General features: G+C 36.5%; 21 protein-coding genes. 12 read left to right on the plus strand and 9 right to left on the minus strand.

Annotation, left to right across the window (positions count from 1 at the left end; all coding sequences use genetic code 11):
• Window positions 1-365 precede the first annotated feature (365 nt).
• Together SJY44_RS08080 and purU are read right to left on the minus strand one after the other, a co-directional pair.
• Window positions 366-1,070 carry a DUF4197 domain-containing protein gene (locus SJY44_RS08080; RefSeq protein ID WP_298928414.1) on the minus strand — a complete coding sequence of 235 codons (705 nt, stop codon included), beginning with the start codon at window positions 1,068-1,070 and terminating at the stop codon, window positions 366-368.
• A gap of 69 nt (window positions 1,071-1,139) precedes the next feature.
• Window positions 1,140-1,988, minus strand: coding sequence for a formyltetrahydrofolate deformylase (gene purU / locus SJY44_RS08085; RefSeq protein ID WP_396591977.1), 849 nt, complete (start codon window positions 1,986-1,988; stop codon window positions 1,140-1,142).
• A gap of 143 nt (window positions 1,989-2,131) precedes the next feature.
• On the opposite strand from purU, the gene SJY44_RS08090 reads away from it, so the two are divergent.
• Window positions 2,132-5,578, plus strand: coding sequence for a methylmalonyl-CoA mutase family protein (locus SJY44_RS08090; RefSeq protein ID WP_396591978.1), 3,447 nt, complete (start codon window positions 2,132-2,134; stop codon window positions 5,576-5,578).
• A 29-nt stretch (window positions 5,579-5,607) separates the two neighbouring features.
• Here the strand turns inward: SJY44_RS08090 and SJY44_RS08095 are convergent, their stop codons facing one another.
• Window positions 5,608-6,009 carry a hypothetical protein gene (locus tag SJY44_RS08095; RefSeq protein ID WP_396591979.1) on the minus strand — a complete coding sequence of 134 codons (402 nt, stop codon included), beginning with the start codon at window positions 6,007-6,009 and terminating at the stop codon, window positions 5,608-5,610.
• A gap of 123 nt (window positions 6,010-6,132) precedes the next feature.
• On the opposite strand from SJY44_RS08095, the gene SJY44_RS08100 reads away from it, so the two are divergent.
• On the plus strand, window positions 6,133-6,585 hold the full coding sequence (locus tag SJY44_RS08100) for an Lrp/AsnC family transcriptional regulator (protein WP_298928399.1): 453 nt from the start codon (window positions 6,133-6,135) through the stop codon (window positions 6,583-6,585).
• Window positions 6,586-6,646: 61 nt separating this feature from the next.
• Window positions 6,647-8,062 (plus strand): alpha/beta hydrolase, encoded by a 1,416-nt coding sequence (locus SJY44_RS08105; protein WP_298928396.1) that lies wholly within the window; start codon window positions 6,647-6,649, stop codon window positions 8,060-8,062.
• On the opposite strand, the gene SJY44_RS08110 is transcribed toward SJY44_RS08105, so the two are convergent.
• A complete protein-coding gene (locus tag SJY44_RS08110; protein WP_396591980.1) occupies window positions 8,049-8,786 on the minus strand; it encodes a DJ-1/PfpI family protein in 738 nt (245 codons plus the stop codon). The genes SJY44_RS08105 and SJY44_RS08110 overlap by 14 nt on opposite strands.
• 86 nt (window positions 8,787-8,872) lie before the next feature.
• Here SJY44_RS08110 and SJY44_RS08115 point away from each other — a divergent pair, with 86 nt between their 5' ends.
• A complete protein-coding gene (locus SJY44_RS08115; RefSeq protein ID WP_396591981.1) occupies window positions 8,873-9,511 on the plus strand; it encodes a DUF1684 domain-containing protein in 639 nt (212 codons plus the stop codon).
• Window positions 9,512-9,569: 58 nt separating this feature from the next.
• Here SJY44_RS08115 and SJY44_RS08120 read toward each other — a convergent pair whose 3' ends face one another.
• From SJY44_RS08120 to crcB, 4 genes are all read right to left on the minus strand, one after another.
• Complete coding sequence (locus tag SJY44_RS08120; protein ID WP_298928389.1) at window positions 9,570-10,643, minus strand: porin; 1,074 nt, start codon at window positions 10,641-10,643, stop codon at window positions 9,570-9,572.
• A gap of 120 nt (window positions 10,644-10,763) precedes the next feature.
• Window positions 10,764-12,020: an ammonium transporter gene (locus tag SJY44_RS08125; RefSeq protein ID WP_396591982.1), complete on the minus strand. Its 1,257-nt coding sequence runs from the start codon at window positions 12,018-12,020 to the stop codon at window positions 10,764-10,766.
• Window positions 12,021-12,051: 31 nt separating this feature from the next.
• Window positions 12,052-12,390 (minus strand): P-II family nitrogen regulator, encoded by a 339-nt coding sequence (locus SJY44_RS08130; protein ID WP_298928384.1) that lies wholly within the window; start codon window positions 12,388-12,390, stop codon window positions 12,052-12,054.
• A gap of 268 nt (window positions 12,391-12,658) precedes the next feature.
• Window positions 12,659-13,033 (minus strand): fluoride efflux transporter CrcB, encoded by a 375-nt coding sequence (crcB, locus tag SJY44_RS08135; RefSeq protein ID WP_396591983.1) that lies wholly within the window; start codon window positions 13,031-13,033, stop codon window positions 12,659-12,661.
• A 539-nt stretch (window positions 13,034-13,572) separates the two neighbouring features.
• Between crcB and SJY44_RS08140 the strand changes: the two genes are divergently transcribed.
• Window positions 13,573-13,959, plus strand: coding sequence for a nucleoside triphosphate pyrophosphohydrolase family protein (locus SJY44_RS08140; RefSeq protein ID WP_298928375.1), 387 nt, complete (start codon window positions 13,573-13,575; stop codon window positions 13,957-13,959).
• Window positions 13,960-13,986: 27 nt separating this feature from the next.
• Here the strand turns inward: SJY44_RS08140 and SJY44_RS08145 are convergent, their stop codons facing one another.
• The gene (locus SJY44_RS08145; protein ID WP_298928372.1) at window positions 13,987-15,054 is read right to left on the minus strand and encodes a branched-chain amino acid aminotransferase; all 1,068 of its coding nucleotides are present in this window, start codon (window positions 15,052-15,054) and stop codon (window positions 13,987-13,989) included.
• 193 nt (window positions 15,055-15,247) lie between these two features.
• Between SJY44_RS08145 and mnmD the strand changes: the two genes are divergently transcribed.
• The 7 genes from mnmD (at window position 15,248) to SJY44_RS08180 (ending at window position 22,208) form a co-directional block, all read left to right on the plus strand.
• A complete protein-coding gene (gene mnmD, locus SJY44_RS08150; protein ID WP_396591984.1) occupies window positions 15,248-15,910 on the plus strand; it encodes a tRNA (5-methylaminomethyl-2-thiouridine)(34)-methyltransferase MnmD in 663 nt (220 codons plus the stop codon).
• Between the two features lie 85 nt (window positions 15,911-15,995).
• Window positions 15,996-17,009 (plus strand): TIGR01777 family oxidoreductase, encoded by a 1,014-nt coding sequence (locus tag SJY44_RS08155; protein WP_396591985.1) that lies wholly within the window; start codon window positions 15,996-15,998, stop codon window positions 17,007-17,009.
• Window positions 17,010-17,147: 138 nt separating this feature from the next.
• Window positions 17,148-17,723, plus strand: a complete 576-nt coding sequence (locus SJY44_RS08160) for a nucleotide exchange factor GrpE (protein ID WP_298928366.1) — start codon at window positions 17,148-17,150, stop codon at window positions 17,721-17,723.
• Between the two features lie 6 nt (window positions 17,724-17,729).
• Window positions 17,730-18,848, plus strand: coding sequence for a molecular chaperone DnaJ (gene dnaJ / locus SJY44_RS08165; RefSeq protein ID WP_299213892.1), 1,119 nt, complete (start codon window positions 17,730-17,732; stop codon window positions 18,846-18,848).
• Window positions 18,849-19,030: 182 nt separating this feature from the next.
• On the plus strand, window positions 19,031-19,969 hold the full coding sequence (locus SJY44_RS08170; protein ID WP_396591986.1) for an ABC transporter ATP-binding protein: 939 nt from the start codon (window positions 19,031-19,033) through the stop codon (window positions 19,967-19,969).
• Complete coding sequence (locus SJY44_RS08175; protein WP_396591987.1) at window positions 19,959-21,302, plus strand: ABC transporter permease; 1,344 nt, start codon at window positions 19,959-19,961, stop codon at window positions 21,300-21,302. Before SJY44_RS08170 ends, SJY44_RS08175 begins: the two co-directional genes overlap by 11 nt.
• Before the next feature lie 6 nt (window positions 21,303-21,308).
• Window positions 21,309-22,208 carry a mechanosensitive ion channel family protein gene (locus tag SJY44_RS08180; RefSeq protein WP_396591988.1) on the plus strand — a complete coding sequence of 300 codons (900 nt, stop codon included), beginning with the start codon at window positions 21,309-21,311 and terminating at the stop codon, window positions 22,206-22,208.
• The last annotated feature ends 40 nt before the right edge of the window (window positions 22,209-22,248 follow it).

A 22,248-nucleotide genomic window follows, 5' to 3' on the forward strand; every position in this document is an offset into this window, starting at 1 on the left:
TTTAAGTTAGTGAATTAGCTTACTTTGAAATTACTGATTTAACAAACTCGAAATGTTAAATAAATCTTAAAAAACGTAACTCCCGATAATAGTTTACCTTTTAAGACTTTTTTTTACTCTAGATATTGTGGTTAATAAGGCGCTGATTAATAGTCAGTTGTAGAGAACGAAAAAACCGGTGAGAACACCGGTTTAAACTAACTAACTCAAAAAAATGCTAACTCAGATAATTTGTTGCAAAATTCCAAATTAACCTTGTAGCCAAGGTTAATTTAACTTTAGGATTTTGTTATAATTTTCTCTTTTTATTTGAGATAATAACGATGAAACTCCATCGTTATTGCATAATTAAGAAAAATTTATAATTAATCTTGCAAAGCAAAGACCTTTTTTAACAATTCTGTTGATCTTGATGCAATTTTAGTTCTTATTTCCTTTTCTTCAACAGCAATCATCGCATATACTCCATTCAAAGCTTCTTGAGTTGTATAGTCCGTTAAATCTGGATTTACATCATTTGTTAAGGGTAATTTGTTATACTTGGTGATAATATTATTCCAAATTTGATCTGCACCAACTTTGGCAAACGAATTTTTGATTACAGGATTAAACTTGTCATATAACTTTACTTTGGTAGATTGTTCCAAGTAGGACGTTGCGGCATTGTCATTTCCAAGTAAGATTTGCTTGGCATCGTTAAAGGTGATTCCTTTTACAGCATCTACAAAAATAGGAGTGGCTTCCTTTACGGCATCTTCTGCGGCTCTGTTAAGAATTCTGAGTCCTTCATCCGCCAAATTCCCCAAGCCTACGTCTCTTAGAGTCTTATCAACTTTCTTTAACTCTTCTGGCAATAAAATTTTAACCAATTCATTTCTAAAAAAACCATCCTTTAGGGTCAATTTATTTACCTGTTTTTCTACCCCAAGGTTAAGTGCATCCCTGAGACCTTGAGCAATTTCAGCATTTCCAATACCAGTTGTTCCTTGTGGTAATTGATTTACAACTTGTTGCAATTCAGCACAACCCACAAGCTGAAACACCAATATGCATAGCAGTATTCGTTTCATATATATGTTTTTATAGTTAAAGTGAAATTACTGCTAAAGCGGAAGAAACAGAATTTTCTCAGAGTGTTTTTAAGAAAAAATCACCGTTTTATTATTATAAACAATAGTTTTTCTTGCAACATGAAGTTGAACTGCACGCGAAAGCACAATTTTTTCCAAATCCCTTCCTTTTGTTATAAAATCTTTTATGGAATGTGAGTGTGACACGGTGGTTACGTCCTGCTCAATGATTGGTCCGGCATCTAATTCTGTTGTTACATAATGGCTCGTAGCTCCAATAATCTTTACTCCTCGTTCAAAAGCAGCGTGATAGGGTTTTGCTCCGGCAAAAGCGGGTAAAAAGGAATGGTGGATATTTATTATTTTTTGGGGATAAACATCGATCACTTTTGGAGACAGAATCTGCATATACCTGGCCAAAACAATAAAATCAACCCGATATTTCTTTAATAGTTCCAATTGCTTTTCCTCTGCAGACGTTTTGGTGTCTTTAGTAACAGGTATATGATAATACGGAATTTTAAACTGATCTGCTATATATTCTAAGTCTTGGTGATTGCTTATTATAAATGGAATGTCTACCAATAATTCTCCAGAATGATATCTGCTTAACAAATCATAAATACAATGATTGTATTTGGATACAAAAATGGCCATTTTCGGTTTTTCCCCATCTAAGTGCATACCCCATTTCATTTTATATTTTTCCGCCAACTTCTGTTCAAATACTTCTTTAAAAAATGAAACATCAATGGCCTTTTCAAATTCGCTTTCCAATCTCATAAAAAATACTCCGGCCTCCTTGTCAACATGCTGATCCAAGTAAATAATATTGCCCTTGTGCTCGTGAATAAAATGGGTGACGGAACTTATAATTCCAGATTGATCAGGACAATGGATGAGTATGGTCAGCTTCATTAGAAATATTTTAACCAGATAAAATTATGACATTCAAAAAAAGCAACTTGAAGGCTCCTCAATTTTTATAAAATTCTAATCAAAATCAATTAGAAGTTGCATTTTCCGTAAATTGCAGGCCTAAAACAGACCCTTTTTTATCAATGGAACAATCAAAGCCCTATAAACCTAAAAATAAAATTAGAATTGTTACCGCTGCTTCTTTGTTTGATGGTCACGATGCTGCTATCAATATTATGAGGCGTATTATACAATCTACTGGGGTTGAAGTAATTCATTTGGGTCATGATAGAAGTGCAGAAGAGGTTGTGGATTGTGCTATCCAAGAAGATGCCAATGCTATAGCAATGACTTCTTATCAAGGAGGCCATAATGAATACTTTAGGTATATGTTCGATTTGCTCAAAGAAAAGGGTGCAGAACATATTAAGATTTTTGGAGGAGGAGGAGGGGTAATCCTTCCAAAAGAGATCAAGGAATTGGTCGATTATGGAATAGAAAGAATTTATTCTCCTGATGATGGTAGGGAAATGGGTCTTCAGGGAATGATCAACGATTTGGTAGAACGTTGCGATACAGAGGTTCCCAACTTAGTATTACCGAAGGAAAAGAAACTGCCCGAATTACTTTTGGAGAAACAGGTAAATACAATTGCTAGACTTATTTCTTTAGCAGAAAATAAGCATGAGGTATTTGAAGAATACCAAAATGAAATAAACAATAGAACTAAAAAAGTTCCCGTCCTTGGTATAACAGGAACGGGGGGAGCAGGAAAGTCTAGCTTGGTAGACGAGTTGGTCAGGAGGTTTTTGAGTGATTTTCCAGAGAAACATATCGGAATAATTTCTATTGATCCTTCCAAGAGAAAAACCGGCGGAGCATTGTTAGGTGATAGAATCAGGATGAATGCCATTAACAATGAGAGAGTTTACATGCGTTCCTTAGCTACAAGACAATCCAATCTGGCACTTTCCAAACATGTAGCAGAAGCAGTCCAAGTGCTTAAGGCCGCTAGTTTTGATTTGATTATTCTTGAAACTTCTGGTATTGGCCAGTCTGATACTGAAATCATAGAACATAGTGATGTTTCGCTATATGTAATGACCCCTGAATTTGGAGCTGCCACACAGCTTGAAAAAATAGACATGCTGGATTTTGCAGATGTTGTTGCCATAAACAAGTTTGATAAAAGAGGAGCTTTGGATGCTTTGCGTGATGTGAAAAAGCAATACATGCGCAACCAAGGATTGTGGGATGTTAACCAGGCTGACCTGCCAATTTTTGGAACAATTGCGTCCCAGTTCAATGACCCCGGAATGAACAAGCTCTATAAGGTTGTGATGGATACATTGGTTTCAAAAGCAGGCTCAAAGTTGGTTTCAAATTTTGAAGTCACTAATGAAATGGCCGAAAAGATATTTGTTATTCCTCCTGCAAGAACAAGATATTTATCTGAAATAGCGGAAAGTAACAGGGCTTATGATAAAAAAGTTGATGAGCAAGTTATCGTGGCCCAAAAATTATTCGGGATTCATCAGACCATTTTATCTGTTATTTTAGACGGGAGTGAGAAATCTCATTTAATAAAATCAGGACTTGATAATGATGTAATTCTAAAACAGGTTCAGAACGATGAGCTTCCATTTGTGAAATTGTTATTGGCACAATTTGATAAGGTGAAACTAAATCTTGATCCCCATAACTGGGAATCTATTTTAAAATGGCAGGATAAAATAAACACATATAAATCAGAAATTTATTCCTTTAAGGTAAGAGGTAAAGAAGTCAATATTGAAACGCATACAGAATCACTCTCCCATAGCAAAATTCCCAAAGTAGCATTACCAAAGTACCAAGCTTGGGGAGATATACTTAGATGGGGTCTACAGGAAAATGTACCGGGAGAGTTTCCCTATACTTCTGGATTGTACCCTTTTAAAAGAGAAGGGGAAGATCCAACAAGAATGTTTGCAGGTGAAGGTGGTCCAGAGCGCACTAACAGACGTTTTCATTATGTAAGTTTGGATATGCCGGCTAAAAGGCTTTCCACCGCTTTTGATTCCGTGACCCTTTATGGCAATGACCCTGACCATAGACCGGATATCTATGGTAAAATTGGAAATGCGGGAGTCTCAATCTGTTGTTTGGACGATGCTAAAAAACTGTATTCAGGGTTTGATTTAAGTAACCCGATGACCTCTGTAAGTATGACGATTAATGGTCCGGCGCCAATGTTATTGGCATTTTTCATGAATGCTGCCATTGATCAAAATTGTGAAAAGTATATCAAGGAAAAAGGCCTGGAAAAAGAGATTGAGCAAAAAATCGAAACAATTTTCAAGCAGAAGAAGACCCAAAGACCCTCTTATTTAGGAAGACTTCCTAAGGGAAATGATGGTTTAGGCTTAATGCTTTTGGGTGTAACGGGAGATCAGGTTTTGCCTAAACGAGTTTATGATGAAATTAGAAAGAACACGTTAAACCAAGTACGAGGAACAGTGCAGGCTGATATTTTAAAAGAAGATCAAGCGCAGAATACATGCATATTTTCTACAGAATTTGCACTTAGATTAATGGGTGATGTACAAGAATATTTTATACAACATCAGGTTCGTAATTTCTATTCCGTTTCAATATCTGGATACCATATAGCAGAAGCAGGGGCAAACCCCATTACCCAATTGGCGTTTACTTTATCCAACGGATTTACTTATGTAGAATACTATTTAAGTAGAGGAATGGATATTAATAAGTTTGGTCCAAACCTATCATTCTTTTTTTCTAATGGAGTAGATCCAGAATACGCGGTAATAGGAAGGGTGGCGAGAAAGATTTGGGCTAAGGCGATGAAAGAAAAATATGGAGCAGATTCTAGAGCTCAAATGTTGAAGTATCACATTCAAACTTCTGGCAGAAGTTTACATGCCCAAGAAATTGATTTTAATGATATAAGGACTACGTTACAAGCGCTTTATGCTATTTATGACAATTGTAATTCTCTTCATACCAATGCCTATGATGAAGCAATTACAACACCTACAGAAGAATCTGTGAGAAGGGCCATGGCGATCCAATTGATTATTAACAAGGAATTGGGTTTGGCCAAAAATGAAAATCCCCTGCAGGGCTCATTCATTATTGAAGAGTTAACAGATTTGGTGGAAGAAGCGGTTTTATTGGAGTTTGACAGAATCACAGAACGGGGCGGGGTTTTGGGAGCAATGGAGACGATGTACCAGCGTTCAAAAATTCAAGAAGAAAGTCTGCACTATGAAACTTTAAAACATTCAGGGGCATATCCCATCATAGGGGTAAATACATTTTTAAGTTCCAAAGGCTCACCTACAATACTCCCTGCGGAGGTCATTAGGGCAACGGAGGATGAGAAGAAGAATCAAATAGAAACACTGCAGAGTTTACAAATTCGGAACCACGAGGAAACGGAAAAACAGTTGAAACAACTCCAACAGACCGCAATAAAGAATGAAAATCTATTTGAAAAACTAATGGAAGTGACGAAATGCAGTTCCTTGGGACAGATTACAAAAGCATTGTTTCAAGTTGGGGGGCAATACAGGCGTAATATGTAAATCTTTAAGAAGTAAAAAGTGACTTTAAGTTAGTCGTTTCCATTTTGGAAAGACTTTCTCCATTTTTTAAAGGAACTCCTAAAAACTTTAATTTCCTTTCTTAGAAGGTTTAAGTACTCCTTCTCTTTAACGCCGTCTCTTTCAAGCCCATTACAATAAGCCAAAATATTGCGGGTCATGATGTTAATGAAGGTTAAACTCTTCATTCTAACAGAATATGAATTGCTTAATGCAGCTTGTTCCACCTCTTTGGTAATGAGGACTGCATCTGTCATAAGGGATTGGGTGATGTCATCACGAAAACTATCATACTTTCGCAAAGACAGTATATCTCTATTATAAGAAAAATAGGAAGCAACGGCTTCGCTCAAATCACGCAAGGCTAGTGATTTACGATATACTCCTAGAGAATTTAAAGAACTTCTCTCCATTTTTTTTATAGCAATTTGTAGATATAAAATTACATATGAAAAAGATAATGTAACTTTACTTTTTAAAGCATAAATGATATTTTGCTTTTGATTATAAAATTATTATTGTTTTTTACTTTAGATATGAAGATAGATGAATTAAACTGGGAAATCCTTAATTGTTTGCAACAAAATGCAAGGGAATCTTTTGCGAATATTGGTCGTAAAGTCGGGTTAACTCCACCGGCGGTTGCAGAACGGGTCAAAAAGATGGAAGACCTTGGTGTCATCGAGGGGTATGGAACATCTGTTTCCTATGCAATGGCCGGGCATCAATTAAAAGCAATCATTATGTTGCGGGCCTTCATGGGTAAACTGAAACCTTTTCTAAGCAAAGTAAAATCATTTCAAGAAGTGGTTAATTGTTATCGTATAACCGGTAATGAGAATATAATTATGGAAGTGGTTTTAAAAGATCAGTTTCACTTGGAAAAGTTTATAGATGAACTTATTGTCTATGGAGAATGCAGGACGCACATAGTTTTATCTAACATTGTGGCAAATGGGCCTATAAAAGCCAGTAAGGTTTTCCAATAATTTTCGATTATTTTTAAGTGGTCTTATACTTTTTTGGCCGGATTTTTGTTGTTAAAGAGTTATGAAAAAAAAATATGTTTTACTTTTTCTTGCCATATTCCTGTTGCAGCATGGGTTTTCGCAGCAAATGGTGTTGAAAAAGGGAACAATCTTGGACGCCCTGCCCGTCAATGATTCTGTTCCAGATACTTTCTCTCTTTATTTGCCAACAGACTTTACTACAGAAAAAAAGTGGCCACTATTGTTGATATTTGATTTAGAAGGAAAAGAAAAGCAAGCACTTTCAATGTTTGTTCAAGCTGCAGAGCAAGAAGGTTATGTGCTTGTTGCGCCTAGAATTTTGGATAGTGTTTCGCTATCCAATAGTATGGTTAAAGCGGGAAAGGTGCTTAACAAGGTGATGAGCATTCTTCCTATTCATAGAGGACGTGTGTATTCTGCTGGGGCTGCCTCAAGTGCTCGCTTCGCTAATCTGGTTCCAATTTTTATAAAAAATGTAAAAGGCGTTATTTCCATAGGTTCTTCTATTGCAAATACTGATTTGTTAAACATTAAACGCGCATTTCATTTTATTGGCATTACAAACAAGAGTGATTACAATTTCACTGAAATGCTTGCTACCAAAAAGGTTTTGGACAGATTTAGATTTCCAAACCAGGTGCTGTTATATGAAGAACAAAAGGAATGGCCGGATATTAGTTACCTTAAGAGGTCGATGCAATTGTTTACATTGAGTGCAATGGCAAAAGGATTCGTAGCAAAAGATTCAGCATATATTGATAAAGCATTCAATGAGGATGTTCTTAAAGCGAACAAATTGAAAAATTCTCAGAAACTGCTTTTGGCTGAGCAGTATTTGAGCGAAATGATGTCTATTTATGGCGCACATAAAAATCTGGATTCCCTAAGACAAATTCAAAAAAGCATTAGAAGGGATCAGCGTTTTAAAACGATGCGAAGAACAGAAAATGCAGCCTTTTTTAAAGAATCCCTGTTAAAAGAAGATTACCAATATTATATGGAGGAGGATGTTATCACACATAATTTCAACAATTTAGGTTGGTGGAGTTATCAAAAAAGTGAGATAGATAAGTTTATTTCAGGGAGCAATAGCTATGAAAAAGAAATGGGAGTTCGTTTACTTGGCTATATTAATGCTTTGACCGAAGATAATATTGATATTGTAAGGTCCGAAGCTTTAATAGATGAAGATGCGTTAGCACTCTTATACATGCTAAAGACTATTTTAGAACCTCAGAATTTTGAATTTTATTTGGAGACAATAACCCTAAGTGCAAAAAATGAAGATTTTGGAACGGCATTATTTTATTTAGAGGAAGCTTTAAAAAATGGATTTAAAGATGCTGATAGGTTATATAGCTTAGAAGGCACAGCCTTACTTCGGATAACACCAAAATTCAATAAGTTGGTCGAACAGTATCTAAAAGATGCTCGTTACGAGATTATTGAGGAATAAGTCTTGGAAAACTATTTAGGTCCCAATCAATTACCAATCCTCCTGCAATGGATTCGGCAATTTCCTTCCCATAAAGATGTTCGCATAGGTATAGGGCCGCTTCAAAACTTTTGGCGCCACCAGCGGAGGTAATAAATTTTCCATCGTGCACAAAAAGAACACTATCCTTAACTTTTAATTGAGGAAACATAGCTTTGTATTTTTCAATATCGCTTGGAAAAGTTGTAGAAACCACCTGGTCTAAAATCCCGGCTTTGGCTAAAACAAATGCGCCATCGCAATGTGAGGTAACAAAAAGGGCATTTTCACTCACTTTTTTCACAAAATTAAGCATAGTAGTATCCTTTAAGTCTGTATCCAAATGGTGTTCGGCACTGGGGACTACAAGGATGTCGATATTGGGTATAGAATCTTGTGTATAATCAAAATCCGGCAGGATACGCACTCCTTCAAAAGAGGTTATGGGTTTCAAAGTATTTGCGACGGTAAAAGTATTCATGGCTTTAATGCCTTCTCTATATTGAGTATGCTGAAAAATATCATATGGAGCAGTGAACTCCGTATTGTACACTCCATCCATAATTAGGAATGCTACATTGTATCTGTTAGCCGCTAATTCTGGAAATTCTCTTTGGGTAGTGTTAAGAATATCTCCAGTCTGTTTTTTATCCATGCAAGAAATTGAAAACATCAAGAATGCTAAAAGAAATATGTTTTTTATCATTTTGTAAATAATTTAAATGCGAGAGCTGTTGCGAAGGTACTATTAAGAATGATTTCCGTTACTTTTACTAGAAATTATTTGAGTAGATGAAATATTCAATATGGACTCTTGTATTCTTGATATTGGCATGTGGGCCAGATAAAAAATACCATTCTTCAACAACTGGGATTCAGGTTAAATCATCAGCAATAAAAGAAGTAATCAATTTTCAGAAAAATTTAAATGCCACTTTCAAAAATCCTGAAACATCTCCTCTCCCTGATAGATATAGAAAGGATTTTGAAGGCTTGGATTTTTTTGAGCCTGACACAAATTATATCGTGAGGGCTAAATTTGAGCGAACTCCCGACGCCATTCCATTTTTACTTGCCACCACTACAGACGAGAAAACTGAAGAAGTGGTATATGGAATTGCTCATTTTCAGCTTAATGGAATTAAACATAAGTTAGAGATATATCAAACCTTGGATTTGATGGATACGGAGGAGTATAAAGACTATCTTTTTCTACCTTTTTTAGATGAAACTAATGGAACGGAAACTTATGGAGGAGGACGTTATATTGATTTAACCATCCCAGAAGGAGACACTATTTTAATTGATTTCAATAGGGCATACAACCCTTATTGTGTTTATAATAAAAAGTACTCCTGCCCTCTAGTGCCAAGGCAAAATTATTTGAGAACTAATATGAGAGCAGGAGTGAAAGCCTTTAATAGGGATTAAAAAAGCCTTAATCCCTAAGGAGTAAGGCTTTCTATTAGCATTAAAATATTTTTTGGGTCTAGAAAGAATAGATAGCGGCAAAAAGAACTGAAGCTAAACTTGCAGTTGGAGCCAAATCATTATCTATAAAAGAATCTTCAGATGAACTGTCCAATCTGATTTCAGGCTTTAAAATCAAATCGCCAATAGTAGCACTGCCAGTTAGGGTCAATGCCAATACGCTTGCATCACCATCTGCATCAAATACGCTGCCAATAGCACCAAAAGAATCACTTTCCATAAAGTACTCCCCACGAAGACCAATAGTAAAGTTTTCAGAAGTTGCATATTGAGGATAAAGGGCTACTCCTGTAAAACTACCGCCATCATCTTCTTGACTAAAGTGAGCGGCATTTATTCCCAAGAAAAAATCTTCGCTTACATCAAATCCACCAGTATAATCAATCTCAAACCCACCTTGGCTGTATAAGAAATTCAAGAACTGGCCAGAATATCCCAATTGAGCGCCAACTGCATAATCTCCGGTACCATTAAGTTCCGTTAAATCTGTTGGGTTCATAACGGCAAGCATAGCGGACCACTCATTACCTAAATCAAAGTCGGCTTTTAAACCTGTATGGCTAAAAGGGCCGTATGAAAATAAATAAGAAGTACTATAGTTGAAATTAGCTGCAGGAGAAATTACCTCATACCCCAAAAAAGTATTGAAATTTCCAAAAGTCAACGTTACTGCATCACTTACATTCCAGTATACATATAATTGGTTAAGAATCTCACCGGTTCCTCCACCAGCAGAGTTCAAGTATTGTGGTGAGTTAAATGTGGCGTCTGATCCTCTTGGTCCAAAAACCAAATCAGCTACAAATCCAACTTTTTCACCTTCATAAGCTGCAATCACATTGGCCATACCTAGAGAAAATCCATCCAAATTTGCAAATGAAGACCCAGGTGCTATAGCGTCTTCGCCATTGGGAGCGGTAAGGTTGGTTCTGTAATATGCATCAACAGTTCCGCTAAATTCAAACTTTGGTTTTGCTTCTTCTTCCTCTTGCCCAAAAGCAGTTAGAGATACTAAGGCCAAAGCTGCAAAAGCTAAATTTTTTACGTATTTTGTGTTTATAATCGTTTTCATATCTTAATTATTTTAGGTGTTCTCTATTAGAGAAACATTTAATTTTAATTGTAGAGTTTTGTAATTTGAAAAGGTTATATAACGGAGCGTTCTGCCAAACGCTCCGTTTCCTTTTTTGTATTAGTGTTGATTCATTCTAAAATCAGCGTAAGCATCCATTCCATGTTCATGGATGTCTAAACCTTCCAATTCTTCTTCTTCGGAAACCCTTAGACCTGAAACTTTCTTAATGGTGAAGAGGATGATAAATGCACTGAGGGAGCAGAACGTTGCTGCTGCACCTACACCTGCCAATTGCACTAAAAATTGGTCCATACCTGCAAGTCCTCCAAATATACCAACAGCTAGTGTACCCCAGATACCACAGATTAAATGTACTGCTACGGCACCTACGGGATCATCAAGCTTAAGTTTATCAATAAGGGCGACACCAAATACAATGATAACCCCAGCTAGAAGTCCAATAATTACTGCTTCATTTGGTGACATTTGGTCTGCACCAGCGGTAATACCTACCAATCCTCCAAGAATACCATTCAAGAACATGGTTAGGTCAAAGTTTTTGTATTTGATCCATGAGGTTAAGAATGCTGACACTCCACCTGCCGCGGCAGCTAAACAAGTAGTTACTAAAACGAGTGAGGTGCCCGCTGGGTCTCCTGAAAGTACAGAACCACCGTTAAAACCAAACCACCCTAGCCAAAGTATTAGCACCCCTGCTGCTGCAAAAGGTAAATTATGACCCGGTATGGCCTTGGCTTTACCGTCTTCGCCAAATTTTCCAATTCTTGCACCTAAAAGATAGATAGCAATCAAAGCGCCCCATCCACCTACAGAGTGAACCAATGTAGAGCCTGCAAAGTCATAGAAACCTTCAGCTTCACCATAAGAAAGTGAAGAAAGGAATCCGCTTCCCCATTGCCATGAACCTACTATTGGGTAAACAAGGCCTACATATATTAAGGTGAAAATCATAAAAGCTCCAAGTTTAATCCGTTCTGCTACCGCACCAGAAACAATAGTTGCTGCTGTCGCTGCGAACATTCCTTGGAATAAGAAATCTGTCCACCAAGTATAGCCTCCACTTGCATAATCTGGGGTCATTCCGCCCTCAGGGGCTGCAATTCCAAATCCTGCAAACTTGAAGAAACCTAAGTCTCCATCTTCAAAACCTGGGTACATTAGATTAAAGCCTCCAATATAATAGAGTAATAATCCAACACATATTATAAATACATTCTTAAATAAAATATTTACGGTATTCTTTTGTCTGGTAAGACCAATCTCTAAGAAAGAGAATCCTAAGTGCATAAAAAACACTAGGGCGGTACAAACCATCATCCATATGTTATTTGCTGTAAACAATCCTGCGTCCATAATCTTTAAATATTGATAGTTAGTTTAGTTGTTAGTTTATTCCGGCACTTCCGCTTTCCTTGGTTCTTACCCTGTAGGCTTCTATAACATCAGAAACAAAGATTTTTCCATCTCCTACGTTTCCTGTGGAAGCGGAATTCAATAAAGTTTCTACTGTGCGTTCCAAGAAGTCATCTGATACTACAATGACCAAGTACCTTCTTTGTATATCTGAAGTGCTATATGAAATACCACGATATACATGCCCTTGTTTTTCATTACCAACTCCGGTTACATCCCAGTAACTGAAGAAGTTTACCTCAATTTCATGAAGCGCTTTTTTCACCTCATCAAATTTGGATTTTCTAATAATTGCCTCGACTTTTTTCATAATTAAGTAGTTAATTGATGCGCCAAATATATGTTAATTCAATAAAGACCATCTATAAATGGAGGCTATCATCTTTATTTTTATGTTTAAAAAAGAAATACCCCTATTTTTTTAGGGGTATGTGATTTTAAATATACTTTTATTAAATATTTAATGATTTTTTCTTAACATGACCATTACATATCAACGATTTAAAGTGAAAATCATCGATTTAAATGAAAAATGTTTAATAAATAACAAAAAGAAATAAGAAAAATTGATTTTGTAACTACTCTCCTAGTTTTGAGAGCCATATGCCTAAAGCAACAGCTAGAACGCCTACTACAATACTGGCAATGGTGTAAACGGAAAAATGAAAAAGCTCACTATTTTTTAATAGACTGTGCTTTTCAAACGCAAATGCGGAAAAAGTTGTGAATCCTCCACAAAAACCAGTTGCTAGGAAAAGGGTACTGTTAATTGAAAGTAAATTATTTCGTGAAGATAGGCCCAGAATAATGCCAATAAGCAGACAACCAGCAATGTTGACTAAAAAGGTACCTAAGAAAAAATTTTGAAGTAAAATATTTAGAGGTTTTGAGATAACATAGCGAAGAACGCTACCTAATCCACCGCCTAAAAAAACGAGAAAAGCCTGCTTCATACCCTAAAGGTACAAACTATACAGCTTTTTTGTATTCGGTTTCGGAGGGTTCGTTGGGGAAAATTTTTGTAATTGAAGTCTCCGAGATTTTTTGAATTGGTTTTCTAGACCTTTCCTTGGTTCCATTAACACTGAAAATTAATAGAATTGCATTAACCGCAAGCAAAATGAATAGAAGTGTGAAAAATGTTGTCATTTGAATATGCTAAACTAATGTTAAACAAAAGTACGTCTTTTCCTATAGTATACGAGTTGCACTCTGATTAAAGTTGTAAAACTTTTATTTTTTGTGGTGAAGTCAATGTTCTTGTTAATTTTTAAGAAAGTATTTAATCAAGAACAAAATAATTACGAATGTGATAAAAGAAATTAAAACCCACTTTACTCCTTTGTAATTTTTTTTGTGCATGTTTTTGTCCTTGCGGTATGATAGGGCTATGATTACTATAAAAACTACAACGAAAAGTGCTGCAAAAATTAATTGTCCTGTGCTGAACATATTTTTTATTTTTATGCAAAGCTAAATCAATTCAAGTGTAATGGAAAGTAAAATAAAGGCGGTGGAGTTATTCCACAATTCTTTTGGTCTAGGTGTTTTAAAAGAACCAAAAGCCAATTTGGGAGAAGCAAAGAATCAATTGCGGTTCAATCTTATGGATGAAGAGAATAAGGAATATTTAGAAGCTGCCAATGACGGTGACTTGGTTGAGGTCGCCGACGCCTTGGGTGATATGCTGTATATACTTTGTGGAACCATTTTGGAGCATGGAATGCAATACAAAATTGAAGAGGTCTTTGAAGAAATCCAACGAAGCAATATGAGTAAGTTGGGATCAGACGGTAATCCTATTTATAGAGAAGATGGGAAAGTACTTAAAGGGCCTAACTATTTTAAACCAAATATTCAAGGAGTTTTAGACAAATAAAAAAGCGCCGTAAAGGCGCTTTTTTGTTTACTGTACTTTAAATCTCCAGCCAAATTTATCTTCAGCTCTATTATATTGAATATCGGTAATTCGTTTTTTAAGTCTAGATGCGTAGCTGTCTGTCAATTCTGGCAAATCAAAGTCAGTGTCCTTATAGCCAAAAGAAGCTATTGGCGATACCACGGCAGCGGTGCCAGCACCAAACATTTCTTTTAATGTTCCTGCTTTAGCCGCTTCTACAACTTCAGTAACGGATATTTTACGGACTTCAGTAACAATACCTTCATCTTTTGCTATATCCAAAATACTTTTACGAGTAATACCGTCAAGTATACGATCACTGGTAGGTCCAGTTATTAAGGTGTCATTTATCCGAATAAAAATATTCATGGCACCAGCTTCTTCTATGTACTCATGCTCATTGTCATCTGTCCAAATAACCTGATTGTACCCTTTTTCAATGGCCAATTGGGTTGGATAAAATTGTCCAGCATAATTCCCCCCAGCCTTGGCATATCCTACACCACCGTTGGCAGCCCTAGAATAGTTCTCCTCTATTAACACTTTTACTTTGCCTGAAAAATATGCGCCAGATGGAGCACAGGCAATAATGAACTTGTACTCATCTGCGGGTGAGGCATGGAAACCTGTTCCCGAGGCTAAAATAAACGGGCGAATATATAAAGAGCTTCCTGGGTTTTGTGGAATCCAATCTTTCTCAACTTGCAAAAGCGTGGTGAGCCCTTCCATAAAATATTCTTCAGGAAGTTCTGGTATAGCTATACGCTTGGCAGATTTGTTCAAACGTTTAAAATTTTCTAACGGTCTAAATAGCCAAACACTACCTTCATCATCTTTGTAGGCTTTCATTCCTTCAAAAATGGATTGTCCGTAATGAAAGATTTTTGCGGAAGGATCCAGGGTTAAAGGTTGGTAAGGAACAACCTTGGGAGTTTTCCATTCGCCATCTTTATAATCACATACGAGCATGTGATCAGTATAAATACTTCCAAAAGAAAGATTATCAAAATCTACATCTTTAATTTTGGAGGTCTTTGCCTTTTCTACCGTCAAGGTGTTTGTCATTGTTCCCATGCTAAAAGAATTTGAACCGATAAAATTAAACAATAAGCAATAGCATTGCTTACTTTTAGATTAAAATTAAACAGTTTTAAACTAAAAAATTAAGTTTTTCCCAATCCCTAATTGTTTTAACATTTTTGATGCATCTTGTTCAAAGGATAACAAGAAATTGTAATGATAGTATGGGGTAAAAGGCTATAATATTTTGAAAAGAAGAATAATAGTAACGGGTGATGGTTCAAAAACAATCCAAATAGAGGATTGGGATGAGCAGTATCATTCCAAACATGGAGCAATTCAAGAGGCGTATCATGTCTTTATTGAGCATGGACTTAGATTGTTCAAGAGCACAAGGATTAGCATTCTGGAAATTGGTTTTGGTACGGGACTTAATGCGTTGATTACACTTTTAGAAGTAGAAAAATTGAATTTGCAAGTTAATTACGTTGGGGTTGAAGCATTTCCAGTTTCCTTTGCTGAGGTTAAGGAATTGGATTATTGCACGCAGTTGAATTCAAGAGAGCATCAGGGATCTTTTGAAAAAATGCACAAATCTGAATGGGAAAGTCAAGTTTCCGTTACAGATGGGTTTCAACTCAAAAAGCAGTTGAAGGATTTTAATTCGATAAACGACATTAATTTGTTCAACCTGGTTTATTTTGATGCCTTTGGCGCTAGGGTACAACCAGAATTATGGACAGAAGAGGTATTTTTAAAAATGTATCAGGCGATGAAACAGGAAGGGGTTTTGGTAACCTATGCTGCTAAGGGGAGTGTAAGAAGGGCTTTGCAGGCCGTAGGTTTTAAAGTTGAACGATTGCCAGGTCCTCCCGGTAAACGGGAAATGCTAAGGGCAACTAAGATCTAGCTTTTTGCCAAGGCTCTGTTAATTGATGGTTCAATATTATCATAAATTTGTTTAAAGTTTAAACAATTGTGTTAAACCTAAATTAATGCCTCATAAACAGCAGTTTAAACCATTAAATTTGCCTCAAAATGATTGTATGAAGGTTTTGATTACAGGTGCCACGGGATTAGTAGGCAAAGCCATTGTAAAGGTTTTGCAGGAGAAAGGTATTTCTGTTAATTATTTGACCACACGAAGAGAAAAAATAGTTTCATCTCAGGACTTTAGCGGTTTTTATTGGAATCCGTCTAAAGACGAAATAGATTTAGCCTGTTTAGAAGGGGTCTCTGCCATAATAAATCTTGCTGGAGCGGGTATTGCTAAAAGATGGTCGCCAGCATACAAGAAAAAAGTGCTTTCCAGCAGAATAAATAGTCTTCGAACATTACACAAGGCACTAGGGGAAATTGATTCTGCCCAAATCAAATCTTTTGTTTCAGCTTCTGCAATTGGAATTTACCCAAATTCTCTCATTAATTTTTATAATGAAAATGAAACGGATATTGATGATAGCTTTTTAGGTGAGACTGTAGAAAAATGGGAACGTGAAGTGGATACATTCAATAGTTTTGATTTTAATGTTTCCAAAATAAGAATAGGCATTGTGCTGTCAATCTTGGGAGGGGCATTGCCTAAAATGGCAAGGCCTGTTCAAAACTTTGTTGGAGCTGCTTTTGGAACTGGAAATCAGTGGCAATCATGGATTCATATTGAAGATTTGGCACAGATTTTTGTTTTTGTGATTGAAAATAATCTAAAAGGGACGTTTAATGCAGTGGCTCCGAATCCCGTGACCAATGCGAAGATGACAAAGGAATTGGCTAGAATACTTGATAAACCCCTAATTCTGCCCAATGTGCCAAGGCTTGCAATGCAGGTTATCTTGGGTGAAATGTCGTATATCCTTTATGCCAGTCAGCGGGTTAGCAGCAAACGTATTGAGAAAAAAGGGTTTATTTTTCAACATACAAACATAGGTACTGCCTTGGAAAACCTTTATCTATCAAGGAAAGAAGATAGTGAATCACAGATGGCATCAATGAACAAAGAATTTGTGTGACATTGCTCAATAATACCCTTATGAATACACATGTCCGCCACAGGCGGATTTTTTTTGTGATTTGTTGTGACATTTTGACATTTTTAGACAATTGGCAGTACTTTTGCCACTTCAAAAAAGGAAATAAAATAATAGTATATGAGCAAGAAAAGTAAGGTTGAGGAGATGGAGGGAAAACCAAACGATTCCCAAACCGCTAACAATCCTGAACTGAGCGATGAAAATATAGCTATGGAAAATGAAGTTGAAGAGAAAGAAGAGATTTCCATAGAAGATCAGCTACGTGAAGATTTGGCAAAGGAGAAAGATAAATTCCTCAGACTTTTTGCTGAATTTGAAAATTTTAAAAGAAGGACTTCAAAAGAACGCATGGAGCTTTTTAAAACTGCTGGGCAAGAAGTGATTGTTTCATTGCTACCAGTTTTAGATGATTTTGACAGGGCCCTTAAAGAGATTTCAAAATCTGAGGATAAAGAAATGTTCAAAGGGGTGGAGCTCATCAGTAATAAATTTAAAGAAACTTTGAAAGGCAAGGGGCTGGAAGAAGTTGAAGTAGGCGAAGGGGATGTTTTTGATGCTGAAGTACATGATGCCATAACTCAAATCCCTGCTCCAAACAAAAAGATGAAAGGTAAAATAATAGATGTGGTCGAAAAAGGATTCAAACTTGGAGAACGCATCATACGACACCCAAAAGTAGTCGTTGGAAATTAAGAGTATATGAAGGATGACTTTTACGAAATATTGGGCGTTTCCAAAGGAGCTACGGCTGCCGAAATAAAAAAAGCTTATAGAAAAAAGGCTATTGAATTTCATCCGGATAAAAATCCGGGCGATTCCAAAGCTGAAGAAATGTTCAAAAAAGCAGCCGAAGCTTATGAAGTGCTGAGCGACCCTGATAAACGTGCTAAATATGACCAATTTGGCCATGCCGCCTTTGAAGGTGGTGCTGGATTTGGTGGTGGAGGTATGAATATGGATGATATCTTCAGTCAGTTTGGAGATATTTTCGGTAGTGCTTTTGGTGGTGGCGGATTTAGTGGTTTTGGAGGCTTTGGAGGCGGACAACGTAGGGTAAAAGGAAGTAACCTCCGCATTAGGGTTAAGTTGACACTAGAGGAAGTTGCCAATGGCGTAGAGAAAAAAGTAAAGGTCAGAAGAAAGGTCCAAGCAGAAGGGGTAACCTACAAAACATGCCCTACTTGTAACGGCAGTGGTCAAGTTACTAAAATCACCAATACAATTTTAGGTAGAATGCAGACAGCAACTACCTGTAGTACTTGTGGTGGAGCTGGACAAACCATTGATAAAAGACCTAGTGGGGCAGATGCACAAGGACTTAAGATGGAAGAGGAAACAGTTTCCATAAAAATTCCACCTGGTGTAGAAGAAGGAATGCAGTTGAAGGTTTCCGGAAAAGGAAATGGAGCTCCAGGAGATGGAATTCCGGGAGACTTGTTAGTAGCCATTGAGACTGCGGAACATGATACCTTAAAAAGGGAAGGTGATAATTTGCATTATGACCTATACATAAGTTTTTCTGAAGCAGTTTTGGGTAGTTCTAAAGAGATTGATGCCGTAGGAGGAAAGGTTAGGATAAAACTTGAACCGGGAATTCAATCCGGAAAGATATTGAGATTGCGTGGTAAAGGTATCTCCAGTATTAATGGTTATGGTAGTGGAGATTTATTGGTCCATGTAAACGTTTGGACACCAAAAGAATTGAATAGGGAACAAAAAGAATTCTTTGAACGCATGCAGAATGATGAAAACTTTGTTCCAAAACCAGAAAAGTCAGATAAGTCGTTTTTTGAAAAAGTTAAAGATATGTTCTCCTAACAATTAATGCTTTTCTGTTTAAATAAAAAACGTATATTTGGAACTGATGTTGGGCAACCAGCATCTAATTTTCTTTTTCATAGCAATTTTTTTCCCATCCTTGATTTTTAAGGGTGGGTTTTGTTTTTATGAGCGTAGTAGTCTTCTTTGGTCAAATACATATCTTTGAAAAAATAGTTTAAATGGATCATATCCTTGTTGCCAAAAATGTCACCAAAACCTATGGTGACTTTACTGCACTGAGCAACATTTCACTAGAAATACCAGAAAACTGTATTTACGGTCTTTTAGGTCCAAATGGGGCGGGAAAGACCACTTTTATACGCATTATCAATCAAATAACGTATCAAGATAAAGGAGAGGTGCTATTTAATGGTAGTCCTCTAGCTCCAGAACACATTGCCCATATTGGCTATTTGCCAGAAGAAAGGGGGCTGTACAAAAGTATGAAAGTAGGGGAGCAGGCATTGTACTTAGCTCAACTTAAGGGCCTTTCTAAAAGTGAGGCAAAAAAAAGACTGAAATATTGGTTTGACCGGTTGGACATAGGAGACTGGTGGAACAAAAAAATTCAGGAGCTTTCCAAAGGAATGGCTCAAAAAATCCAATTTATAGTCACTGTTTTACATGAACCTAAATTGTTGATTTTTGATGAACCTTTTAGTGGATTTGACCCTATAAATGCCAACATTATAAAAGATGAAATTCTTCTACTTAAGGAAAAAGGAACTTCCATTATATTTTCAACGCACCGAATGGAATCCGTGGAAGAGTTGTGCGAGTATATTGCGCTAATTCATAAATCGGAAAAAATTCTGGACGGTAAACTTTCCGACATAAAAAAGGAATACAAAAACAACATTTTCAACGTTGGATTAGAAATACAACAGGACGGAGATACATTTGTAAAAACTTTGGAAGATAAATTTCAGATTTTATCTTCAAGCTTTGATAAGGAAGAGAAACAGCTGGACTTTACCATTCAGTTGCCATCCAATCAAACCGCAGGAGTTCTTGCTGAACTGTCTAACCAAGCAAATATCAATCGCTTTGAAGAAACCATCCCTTCAGCCAACGACATTTTTATTCAAACAGTAAACAACAAAGAGAATGACCGATAAGCTGTGGCTAATTATAAGGCGGGAATATTTGGCGAAAGTGAGGAACAAGTCGTTTATAATCATGACCATTTTGAGCCCTCTTTTAATTGTGGGGATGATTGTATTGATTGCCTATTTGACCAAAATAAATGATAGCGAGAAACGGGTAATCTCAGTTCTAAATGAAAGCGGTTTTTTTGATGAACAATTTAAGACGTCAGAAAGCATGTCCTATGTTCACTTTAAAGGCCTTTCTTTACAGGAAGCTAAAGATTCTACAAGCTCGTTGGGATATTATGGATTGCTTCACTTGCCAAAAGGCGCGGATTTGGAGCAGGTCTCTAAATCAGCATACTTATTTACCAAGGATAATCCCAATACCAATGTTACGCAACGGTTAGAAGGTATTTTTCAGAAGAAACTAAGACAAAAGAGATTGGAGAACCTAGGAGTTTCTCAAGGGCAGTTTTCGGATATTGAAGCATCCTTTGAAATTAACCTAGCTACGTTTGATGGTGAGAAAAGTGTGAAAGGTATAAACGAGATAAAAGCGTTTATTGGAGGAGGATTTGGATATGCCATTATGATGTTTATCATTATTTATGGCGGTTTTGTGATGCGAAGTGTCATAGAAGAAAAAACCAGCAGAATTATTGAGGTGATTATTTCCTCAGTAAAACCTTTTCAATTGATGTTGGGCAAAATAATAGGTACTTCGTTAGCTGGAATTACACAATTTACAATTTGGATTATTTCTGCTTCACTTTTATTGTTTCTTGTATCGTTGTTTTTAGGAATTGATTTAGCAGCAATTGCCACTGAAAATCCAATGGTGCCTGGCAGTATGAATGGTATGGGGCAGTTCTCTACGCCTCCAAGCACCGAAATGATGTTATATGCCAAGGAAATTTTAAACATTCCATGGTTTCTATTGATTAGTTCCTTTTTGGTGTACTTCATTTTAGGATATTTTATTTACAGCTCAATTTATGCGGCAATCGGTGCTGCAGTGGATAACGAAACGGACACTCAGCAATTTATTTTTCCAATAATATTACCGTTGATGTTAGCCATTTATGTAGGTTTCTTCTCGGTTTTTAGCAACCCACATGGCCCAATTGCGGTCGGGTTTTCATTATTTCCGCTAACCTCTCCCATAGTTATGCTTATGAGGCTTCCAGGAGGAATTGGCGAAGGTGGTGTACCTTTGTGGCAACTATTGCTATCGATTACCCTGCTTATTGGAACATTTTTTGGAATAGTTTGGTTGGCGGCAAAAATTTATAGAGTGGGAATATTAATGTACGGCAAGAGACCCACATACAAGGAATTGTTCAAATGGCTGAGATACTAAGTTAAGATGCAAGAAGAGACCAGCGAAATACAGGAAATCATCAAAGAAGATATTTGGGGCTCCATTAAGGAATTTCTAAACCTGGGATTTCATTTGGGTGAAGGAGAGAAATCTATTCACTTTACCGTGGGGTTGTTATTGCTTTTAACAATTGCCTTTATTGTCACCAAGTTTCTCTTAAAATGGCTTAGGTATCTGTTTACAAGGAAAATGGAGCAAGAGGATAAGCAAAAGTTCTCAAGCGTTTTTAAGTTCATCAATTACGTCATCTATCTAGTAGTGGTTTTGGTTACCCTAAGTGCTGCTGGTATTGACATTACCCTTATGATAACGGCTTCTGCCGCATTATTTGTGGGGTTAGGGTTAGCCCTTCAAGAATTGTTTCAAGATATTCTTGGCGGTATTTTTATTATTGTGGATAAGTCATTACAGGTAGGTGATATTGTTGAAGTTGATAACAAAGTTGGTAAGGTTTTTGAAATTAAATTAAGAACAACAAGGGCAATAACCAGAGATGATAAAGTCATTATTATTCCCAATCATAAGTTCATTAGTGATATTGTATATAACTACACCCAAAATCATAGAACTACACGAGAAAGAGTGAATGTTGGTGTAGCTTATGGTAGTGATGTTGTTTTGGTCACACAACTTTTAGAACAAGTGGCAGCAGAACAAAAAAATGTGTTGAAAAACCCAAAACCATTTGTGCTTTTTGATGATTTTGGAGATTCCGCCCTATTGTTTTCACTTCATTTTTTTACTAATGATAGTTTTGGTGACCCTAAGATTAAAAGTGAAATTCGTTATAACATAAATGCCAAATTCAAAGAAAACAACGTTAGCATTCCGTTCCCGCAGCGAGATGTACATCTAATCCAGTATCAAAAACCTCAGGAAAAATAAAAACCTCGATACATAATAGTGTAGTTTGGATTCTTGGATT

The sequence above is a fragment of the Allomuricauda sp. R78024 genome, assembly GCF_044596045.1.
Lineage (GTDB): Bacteria > Bacteroidota > Bacteroidia > Flavobacteriales > Flavobacteriaceae > Flagellimonas.

Bases quoted from the DNA above. Each gene is read 5' to 3' on its own strand.
- SJY44_RS08145 (WP_298928372.1), bottom strand. From the start codon at position 15,054: ATGGGAACAATGACAAACACCTTGACGGTAGAAAAGGCAAAGACCTCC.
- SJY44_RS08155 (WP_396591985.1), top strand. From the start codon at position 15,996: ATGCCTCATAAACAGCAGTTTAAACCATTAAATTTGCCTCAAAATGAT.
- SJY44_RS08115 (WP_396591981.1), top strand. From the start codon at position 8,873: ATGAAATATTCAATATGGACTCTTGTATTCTTGATATTGGCATGTGGG.
- SJY44_RS08175 (WP_396591987.1), top strand. From the start codon at position 19,959: ATGACCGATAAGCTGTGGCTAATTATAAGGCGGGAATATTTGGCGAAA.
- SJY44_RS08140 (WP_298928375.1), top strand. From the start codon at position 13,573: ATGGAAAGTAAAATAAAGGCGGTGGAGTTATTCCACAATTCTTTTGGT.
- crcB (WP_396591983.1), bottom strand. From the start codon at position 13,033: ATGAAGCAGGCTTTTCTCGTTTTTTTAGGCGGTGGATTAGGTAGCGTT.
- purU (WP_396591977.1), bottom strand. From the start codon at position 1,988: ATGAAGCTGACCATACTCATCCATTGTCCTGATCAATCTGGAATTATA.
- SJY44_RS08090 (WP_396591978.1), top strand. From the start codon at position 2,132: ATGGAACAATCAAAGCCCTATAAACCTAAAAATAAAATTAGAATTGTT.
- SJY44_RS08080 (WP_298928414.1), bottom strand. From the start codon at position 1,070: ATGAAACGAATACTGCTATGCATATTGGTGTTTCAGCTTGTGGGTTGT.
- dnaJ (WP_299213892.1), top strand. From the start codon at position 17,730: ATGAAGGATGACTTTTACGAAATATTGGGCGTTTCCAAAGGAGCTACG.
- SJY44_RS08095 (WP_396591979.1), bottom strand. From the start codon at position 6,009: ATGGAGAGAAGTTCTTTAAATTCTCTAGGAGTATATCGTAAATCACTA.
- SJY44_RS08110 (WP_396591980.1), bottom strand. From the start codon at position 8,786: ATGATAAAAAACATATTTCTTTTAGCATTCTTGATGTTTTCAATTTCT.
- SJY44_RS08170 (WP_396591986.1), top strand. From the start codon at position 19,031: ATGGATCATATCCTTGTTGCCAAAAATGTCACCAAAACCTATGGTGAC.
- SJY44_RS08160 (WP_298928366.1), top strand. From the start codon at position 17,148: ATGAGCAAGAAAAGTAAGGTTGAGGAGATGGAGGGAAAACCAAACGAT.
- SJY44_RS08125 (WP_396591982.1), bottom strand. From the start codon at position 12,020: ATGGACGCAGGATTGTTTACAGCAAATAACATATGGATGATGGTTTGT.
- SJY44_RS08130 (WP_298928384.1), bottom strand. From the start codon at position 12,390: ATGAAAAAAGTCGAGGCAATTATTAGAAAATCCAAATTTGATGAGGTG.
- SJY44_RS08120 (WP_298928389.1), bottom strand. From the start codon at position 10,643: ATGAAAACGATTATAAACACAAAATACGTAAAAAATTTAGCTTTTGCA.
- SJY44_RS08100 (WP_298928399.1), top strand. From the start codon at position 6,133: ATGAAGATAGATGAATTAAACTGGGAAATCCTTAATTGTTTGCAACAA.
- SJY44_RS08180 (WP_396591988.1), top strand. From the start codon at position 21,309: ATGCAAGAAGAGACCAGCGAAATACAGGAAATCATCAAAGAAGATATT.
- SJY44_RS08105 (WP_298928396.1), top strand. From the start codon at position 6,647: ATGAAAAAAAAATATGTTTTACTTTTTCTTGCCATATTCCTGTTGCAG.